The sequence below is a fragment of the Streptomyces spongiicola genome (assembly GCF_003122365.1).
In the GTDB taxonomy this organism is placed as follows: Bacteria; Actinomycetota; Actinomycetes; order Streptomycetales; family Streptomycetaceae; genus Streptomyces; species Streptomyces spongiicola.
In genome coordinates this window covers 7172460-7180417 of record NZ_CP029254.1, presented here as the reverse complement: position 1 = coordinate 7180417, position 7958 = coordinate 7172460, and the positions used below count along the sequence as shown (strand labels likewise).

Genomic DNA, 7958 nt, shown 5'->3' with positions numbered 1-7958 from the left:
GGATCGAGCCGCTGTCCTTCGCGCCCACTACTCTGCCCGCGGAGCGGGTCCCGTAGCGCTGCGCGCTACGCCAACGACCCCCCTCGCTTCGCTCGGGGGGTCTCGCTTCGCTCGGTCATTGTCTGCGCCCCGCTTCGCGGGGCGCGGTCTGGGGCTGCGCCCTGGACTGCGTGGGGGTGGGCCTCGCTCCGCTCGCCCTCGGTGAGGGGGTATACCCCCTGGCTGGGCAGGTGGGCCCTTTACCGTACTCACAGCTCAACTTTGAAGTAGGCAAGGGGGCTTCCGCTGCGCTCCAGCGCTCTGCCCGCCTTGGGGGTGTGTCGCCGCCTCGAGCACGTTGTAGAGAGCAGCACGGGGCCGGGCGGGGAGGCCGGTCGCGGACTGCGGTGGAGGTGTGTGGACTGGGGGTGGGGTGACACTCGTCGCGGGTGTTGGTTGCTCCGTCCCTACCGGAATGCATCGAGGTAGTGGATAGATCAAAACTGGAACCGGCACAACCCGGTGGTTCAACCGACCACCCGGTGGTTCAACCGACCACAACCCCACCAAAACACACCATCAACCTGACACAACATCAAAAAACCCAGACAAACAAAAAACACACCCACCCCCACAAACAGTCAATCAACCCCTCAACAAACAACACGACCCCAACCGACACAACCAAAACACCAACCACCAACAAACCACCCCGAAAACACCAAAACAGCACCAACCAACACAACTCACCAAACCAAGAACCAACCCGAACCGACAGAGAGGACCGAGCCGATCGAACCCACCGACAGCACACTGCTGTCCATCGGTTCGATCGGCTCCCCACTCAGCTCGGTGAGCCCGGTCCTCTCCATCGGACCCGTGGGATCGGTGCTGTCGGTGGGTCCAGTCGGCTGGACAGCACAGAACCCTTCGACCAGGAGGCACCAGACACGAGGTCTCTCGCTACGGAACGGCCGCCACCTCCGAGTCAGAGTCGCTTGGATCCCTTCAGTCGCTGCCCGAATGTCGGCAGCGACTGAAGCTCAGCTACTGAGGCCGGTCTGAGTCGCTGGTGTGAGTGGTGAGAAAAGCGCAGGTCAGAGGGTCTTGTACTGATAGGAAGCGACTGAAGCGACTCAAGCGACGTATATATAAGCTACTCCTGTGCGCGCGTGCGCGTCATATATAGGAGGCTTGAGTCGCTTCAGTCGCTGTTTGCTCCACCATGGCCCATTTGACCTGCAAGTTTATGTCTGAGATGGGGCACAGCGACTGTTCGTCCTGAGTCGCTGCCCAAGGACTTGGGTCGCTGGGACGTCGCCCGCCCAGTCGATCGTCGACACGATCGAGGGTTGTCTCCCCGCGCTGCGCATCTCTGGAGCACCTGTTCGCTAAGGTGTGTCCGTTGTTGAGTCGCTTCAGTCGCTGATGGGGGAGTAAATGCCTGCTGAGCTGGGGTCCTCACTCAGCGACTCACACAGGCCTGCCTCAGAGGCCTCGTTCGTCAGTGGGTCGCTGACCGTGGCTCAGTGGTGCGCGCGTCGCGGCTGGCCGGTGCATCCCCTCGCCCACGGTCGTAAGACCCCTGCCGCGAACTGTGACGGCTGCAGGCGTCCCGGCCATGTCGCCGCGGGTTGTGCGTGCCTGCACTCCGGCCGCTGGTGTCATGGCTTCCACGCGGCCACCCTGGACCAGCGACGCATCAACCGATGGTGGACGGCGAACCCCCTTTTCGGAGTGGGTGTCGCATGTGGCCCCGCAGGGCTGGTCGTCATCGACATCGATGCTCATCAGGCTGAGCCTCCAGATCGGAACCGCATTCTTCCCGGCATCCCCATCTCCGAGAACGTGGACCTCACCGGTCTCGCCAACGGATTCCATACGATCGCCGTTCTGGCGGCCCTGAGAGGAGTTCCCAGCCCTGCGGACGACGAGGGCACGCTGCGGGTCAGGACTCCTTCCGGTGGGCTCCACGTCTGGTACCGGGCAGGAGACAATCGTCGCTGGCAGTGCTCCAGCGGGTCCAGTGGGAGCCGTGCCCTTGCCTGGCAGGTCGACGTCCGGGCTCACGGTGGCTACATTGTGGCGCCCGGTACGACGACCAGCGCGGGAACATACCTGCCTGTCGGGGAAGTCCGCCATCCGGCAGTGCTTCCCACCTGGCTTGCCCAGGAACTCGAGCGCACCGGACATCTTCCCGGGCCTCACATCCCCGCTCCGCGGTCGGTCCCGCCCCGAGCTCAGCAGGCGGTACTGGCGGCTGGTGGCGGCCGAGGTGCGGTGACCCACGTACTGGGCGCTGTCCTGGCCCCCGTTCAGGAGTGTGGTCAGGTGGCCGAGGGAGCTGGGTTCACGGACGCCCTCAACCGGGCGGCCTACACTCTCGGAGGGCTCGTAGCGGCGGGCCGTCTCGTCCAGGAGGATGCCGAGCGCGCCCTTGTCGAGACCGCACATTCAGCCCGCCCTGGTCAGGAGCGCAGGGCAGAGCAGATCATCCGTAGCGGTATGGCGGCCGGCCTCAAGCGCCCCTTGCATCCAGGGAGCTGCCGATGACCTCTACCGGCAATGACGATGTCCTGTTCGACTTCGATCCCGCCGCCGTTGCCGCGCAGATCCGTGTTCAGGGTGTACTTCCCGTCCCGGCTCAGGGCGGCGAGCCGCCCGTCGCCACCGGAGGGGCGACCCAGTACGGTCTGCTGCCCGACACCCTGACGGACCGGGGCAACGCGAAGCTGTTCGTGAAGTTGTACGCCAATGATTACCGTCACGTCCCGGGTATCGGGTGGTACCGGTGGGACACCACCCGGTGGCAGATCGACGAAGACGACACGGTGGTATGGGCAGCCGGTGACCTTGCGGAGAACATCGCCGGCAGCGACCCGCGAGGGCTGTTCACCACACAAGCCCTCCACCAGCACCGGCGGCGAGCCCTGTCCACTTCGGGCGTGAACGCGATGCTCACCCAAGCCAAGGCGGCCCCGGGGATGGTCCTCAACGCGGCCCTGCTGGACGCCGATCCGTATGCCCTGTGCACGCCTGAAGGCATCGTCGACCTCCGCACGGGTCTGGTGAAGACTCCGGACCCGAACAAGGACTTCCACTCGCGCTCCACCGCGGTGGGCCCCCAGCAGGGGCCCACGCCACGCTGGGACCGATTCCTCACCGACACCTTCGGGGACGACGCCGAGGGCAGGGAGATGATCGGTTTCCTTCAACTGCTTCTCGGCTACTCGGTCACCGGCGACGTCGGAGGTCAGATCCTGCCCTTCCTCTTCGGGGCTGGCAAGAACGGCAAGAGCGTGCTGCTCGACGTGCTGATGAAACTGCTCGGAGACTACGCGGACGCGGCCCCGCCCGGCTTCCTCATGGCCCGCCCCTACGAAGGCCACCCGACGGACCTGGCCGAACTCCACGGGCGACGTGTGATCGTCTGCTCGGAGGTCAAGCACGGAGACAAGTTCGACGAAGCACGGGTCAAACTCCTCACCGGCGGCGACCGCATCAAGGCCCGCCGGATGAGGCAGGACTTCTTCAGTTTCCAGCCCACCCACAAGCTGTGGCTGCTCGGCAACCACCGACCAGAGGTCGGCACCGGAGGCTTCGCCTTCTGGCGCCGAATGAGGCTGATCCCGTTCGAGCGAGTCGTCTCCGACGACCGAAAGATCGACAACCTGGCGGACATTCTCGTGACGGAGGAAGGGCCCGGCATTCTGGGCTGGCTCATCCAAGGGGCCCGTCGATACGTCGGCGGGGAGAAGGACCTGACAGGCCCTGAGCGTGTGCGTATCGCGACAACCGCCTACGCGGAGACCGAGGACCACACGGGCCGCTTCTTCGAGGAGTGCTGTGTCATCGGCGGCGAACTGCGAGCGGAGCAGACCGGCTTGTACGCCGCGTACCGGGCGTGGTGTCAGAACGAAGGAGCACCCATCATGTCCTCACGCGCGTTCGCCGCGCGTGCACGGGAACTGGTCGGGCTCGCCTCGCCGAAGGAAATGATCCTGTCGAACCAGCGCAAGTACTACCCCGGCATCGGAGTGCTCGCTGACGAGGAGAGGCAAGCCAGCGCATGAGCTCCCTGATCACCGAGGACGAGATCCGAGACGAATCCGAGATCATCTGGCTCGAGGACGTCACCCGGCTCGACTACGTCCGGCAAAGCCTTGATCGGCTTCCTACGCGCACCGGCAAGCCTCCCTACCATCGCGACGGACGCATGGTGGGGTATGCGCTTCTAGGCCCGAAGGCCAAGGCCTCACGCTCCTCCGGGACGTTCCGGCGGCGGGTGTTCTGGCTCCTCCCCCACGACCGGGACGCCGCCCCTGAGGGGCTCTACGCCATGGGGGCACCCGCGGAGGCCGTCGACCCTCGAACCATCGCGGCACGTACCAAGGGCTACAAGACCGAGCGCTCCGAAGGCGGACCGCCGTCCAGCGCGATGCAGGAGCTGGGCATAACACTCCCCCGGTGACGAGGTGAGGACGCCGTCGGCGTTCGGTGTGGGACGCCGTGCAGCCGGCTACGACCAGCGCATGCCCAGCGCGGTCAGCTGCTCCACCCGTTGAGCGGACAGGGCCTTGGCGCGTGACCGCTGGTTGCTGATCCAGGTCCCGAGTTTGACCGGATGCTGCTCCTGGGCGTTGCCGTCCCCCGAGGGGAGGGTGAGGGTCTCGATGTGCTTGCGGGGGACCCTGAGGTGCCCCTCGCGCTCGTAGTACTGGGTGGCGGCGGTGAGGTTGAGGGTCCATCTGTCCGCGTGTGTGGTGCGCGGCTTCGGCTGTTCACCGGAGTCGTCCGCGGGTTCGATGCCGAGGACCGTCCGCAGCATCCACTGCTGGCCGCTGCTGAGCCCGTCCCAGCGGTGGCGCTGCGATCGTACCCACCGTCCGAGGTCCTCGCCGTGGCGGGTGACGGCACCCGGCTCGGTGGGGAGGGTACCGCCCTCTTCGATGTGCCGGCGGGTGAGGTGGAAGGCGCGCTGCCAGTCGACGGACCAGGCTGGGCACCAAGAGGGGTCGATCTGCTCCAGTGAGTCCCGGCGCTCCTGGGAGAGCGCGCCCCTCCCGGACTCGACGGGGAGGCCCTCGGCACGGCGCTGCTCGATCCGTTCGGCGCGGCGGGCGGCGGCCCGGGCGTTCTTGAGGAAGATGCCCACCCTGTAGCCGTGGTAGGTGGCGTCTGCCGGGGCCAGCAGGTGATGTCCGTGGTCGGCGGCCCATCCTCGGGCCGCGGTGAGGCCTTCCTCCCAGGCGACGTCGACGTGTGACCAGACCATGCCGAGTTCGTCCAGTTGGTCCGCGCGGTCGTCTGCGAGCCGGCCGGCGGCATGGGCTCGGCGGTTGTCGGCGATCCACTGCCCCAGTGGGAACCCGGCCGTTGTGCAGGGTGGCACTCCCTGATCCTCGGTACCGCCTTCGGGCGCGGGTGCCGCGGTGCGGCTTTCGGGCATGCGGTAGGTGAAGGGCACCCGCAGGTGCCGGTGGTGGCAGAAGTAGCGGACGGCCGCCTCGATGCCGCGCTTCCAGTAGGCGTCCTCAGGGTCGATGACACGGAGTCTGACGAAGGCCGCCAGCAGGGCCGGATCGCGTGGTGTGGAGAACCTCAGCAGTTCCCGAGCCGGAGCTGAGACCTCGGCCGTCACTGTCTCCCCCTCGCCGGCTGAGGGGCCCGAGGGCGCCTGCGGGAGGGGTCTGTAGGGGCTGGGGGCCTGCGGTTGTGCAAGTTGTTCGACCACGCGGGTGTCGTGTGCCCTGAGTGCTCCCAGGAGCTTGGCGAGTCCGTCGTACGCCTTCGAGGTGAGCATGTTCTCGGGGGTCTCGCCCGGGCCGAGGAGTACCGGGACGACGAGCGCGGCGACCTTGCCCTCGCCGGGCCGCATCCGCAGCGCGCGGCCGACGGCCTGGACCAGGTCGGGCATGGAGCCTCGGACGTCGCAGAAGTACACGCTGTCGCAGTTGGGGGTGTCGACGCCTTCTCCGAGGACCTTCACCGAGCTGAGGAAGGACACGTCGACGGGGGTGCCCTCGGGGGTGGTGCCGTCGGCGAACTCCCCCAGCAGGCGGCGGCGGTGGAGCGGTGCGTGGTCGCCGCAGAGCCAGTCGGCCCGGATGGTGGCCGGGTACCGGCCGGAGTCGGCCCGATGGAGGCGTCGAGCGACGTCCGGTAGGCCCGTGGCGAATGCCTCTGCCTCCTTCACCTGGTGGTGGAAGACCAGGGTGCGTCGGAGGCGCTGCCGGGCTGCTGCCTTCATCAAGGCGGTCTGCAGGGCCATCATGCGGGTGCCGCGTACCTGTGGCGAGCGACCGTCGGCGCTGAGGAGTACCGCGGCTTGGAAGCCGGGGTCGGACACGTCCACGCACACGACCTCATAGGGGGCGCAGACTCCCCGCTCGATGGCCTCCGAGAGCGTCAGGGTGAAGCAGCGGCTGCCGAACGGACCGTCGGGGTCGTCCTCCATGCTGGCGACCAGCCCGTCCGGCGCGCCCCGGTCCTCCTCGAGCTGCCACAGACGCGGGGTGGCCGTCATGTAGAGGCGGCGCGCGGCGGGGATCCTCAGGTTGTCATGGACGACGGCCCAGGGTTTGCCGATCCGGCCGGAGGTGCGGTGTGCCTCGTCGACCACGATCAGGTCCCAGGCGGGCATGCCGGCGGTGTGGGCGCGCTCCAGTGTGCCGAGCCCGAGCGAGGCGTAGGTCGCGAACACCGTCACCTTGCTCAGGTGGCGGGTCCACTCGGCCAGTTCGCCGGGGTCCGTGGTGCTGGGGAAGGCCGCCTCCGCCGCCCGCAGGGAGGACACCCCGATCTGCGGCCCTCGGCGGCCGCCCCCACGCCACGCGGCGGCCGTCTGGGTGAGAAGGTCGAGGGACGGCACGAGCACCAGGACCCGGCCGGCGCGGAGTTCCTCGGCGCTGCGGGTGGCGACCAGGGTCTTACCCGAGCCTGTGGCCATGATGACCTGGGTGCGCAGCCCGTGTTCGGGCGGTGTCGTGCCGGGGCGTACCTCAAGGGCGCGGAGGACCGCATCCACCGCCTCGCGTTGGTGCGGGTCCATGGGCTTCGTCATGTGCAGAGTCTTCGTTTCCGTGGCGCCATGGGGTGGGTGGAGGCGACCGGGCTTTCAGCCGGTGGCTTTTGGGCGGTTTCGACGGTGTCGCGTGTTTGGTGGGGCGGGGTCGGTGTCCGTCCCGGCTGGGCCGCTGCCTGGGTGTGTCGTCGGGGTCGTTCGATTCGGGGCCCCTGTCTCGTCCGGGTGGAGGGCGTCGAGGATGAGGGTGAGGCCGAAGGCGAACTCGTCGGCGTAGTCGTAGCCGGGCTTGAGGGCGTGTTCGGTGGCGAGTTCGGTGAGGTGGGGGTAGGCGCCTGCGGGCGCGTCGCGCAGGATGGCGCCCGCGACCTCTTCCAACTGCGCCGAGCTGCTGAACGGCAGGCTCAGCTCCTGGATGACGAACCCGTACAGGTAGCTGTCGATCAGTGAGAAGGCGTGAGCGGCCATGGGGACGGAGAATCCTCCGGCGCGCAGCGCGCCGATGAGGGCGTCGTGGTGGCGCAGGGTGGCGGGGCCGGGGTGGGAGCGGGAATCCATCAGGCCGATGGCCCAGGGATGGCGCCGGAGGGCATCGCGGGCGGAGAACGCCCGTCGGCGCATGGCGCTCTTCCAGTCCGTGCCGCACGGCGGCAGGTCGATCTCGCCGAAGACCGCGTCGACCATGCCGTCGAGGATCTCCTCCCTGCCGGCGACGTGGTGGTAGAGCGACATCGCCTCGACGCCCAGTGGTTCGGCGATGGCCCGCATGGTGAGCGCGGCAGCCCCCTTCTCGTCCGCCACCGCCATCGCGGTGCTGATCACGCGCTCGCGGCTGAGTGGGGTGCGCACCGATGCTCCCCGCCGGCCCTTTCCTCGCTCGCGCACAGGCCCTCCCTTCGCTCCTCTTGACTACCTTACAGCATAAGGCTAGCTTGCCTTACAACATAAGGCTGAC

Annotated in this window: 4 protein-coding genes and 1 pseudogene; 3 read left to right on the top strand and 2 right to left on the bottom strand. The window is 67.8% G+C overall.

Going from position 1 to position 7958, the window contains the following annotated elements; all coding sequences use genetic code 11:
* The first annotated feature begins 1419 nt into the window (after positions 1–1419).
* Genes DDQ41_RS31130 through DDQ41_RS31120 form a run of 3 tightly spaced genes read left to right on the top strand, consistent with a single transcriptional unit; the run spans position 1420 to position 4450 of the window.
* Positions 1420–2532, top strand: a complete 1113-nt coding sequence (locus DDQ41_RS31130) for a bifunctional DNA primase/polymerase (RefSeq protein ID WP_373995508.1) — start codon at positions 1420–1422, stop codon at positions 2530–2532.
* On the top strand, positions 2529–4052 hold the full coding sequence (locus tag DDQ41_RS31125; protein ID WP_109297456.1) for a DNA primase family protein: 1524 nt from the start codon (positions 2529–2531) through the stop codon (positions 4050–4052). The genes DDQ41_RS31130 and DDQ41_RS31125 overlap by 4 nt, the downstream gene beginning before the upstream one ends.
* Entirely contained in the window at positions 4049–4450 is a 402-nt protein-coding gene (locus DDQ41_RS31120; protein WP_109297455.1) for a DUF6009 family protein, read from the top strand. The genes DDQ41_RS31125 and DDQ41_RS31120 overlap by 4 nt, the downstream gene beginning before the upstream one ends.
* Before the next feature lie 48 nt (positions 4451–4498).
* On the opposite strand, the gene DDQ41_RS31115 is transcribed toward DDQ41_RS31120, so the two are convergent.
* Together DDQ41_RS31115 and DDQ41_RS31110 are read right to left on the bottom strand one after the other, a co-directional pair.
* Positions 4499–7042 carry a DEAD/DEAH box helicase gene (locus DDQ41_RS31115; RefSeq protein WP_174720344.1) on the bottom strand — a complete coding sequence of 848 codons (2544 nt, stop codon included), beginning with the start codon at positions 7040–7042 and terminating at the stop codon, positions 4499–4501.
* A 177-nt stretch (positions 7043–7219) separates the two neighbouring features.
* Positions 7220–7810, bottom strand: a pseudogene (locus DDQ41_RS31110) (TetR/AcrR family transcriptional regulator C-terminal domain-containing protein); the annotation flags it as partial.
* Positions 7811–7958 lie beyond the last annotated feature (148 nt).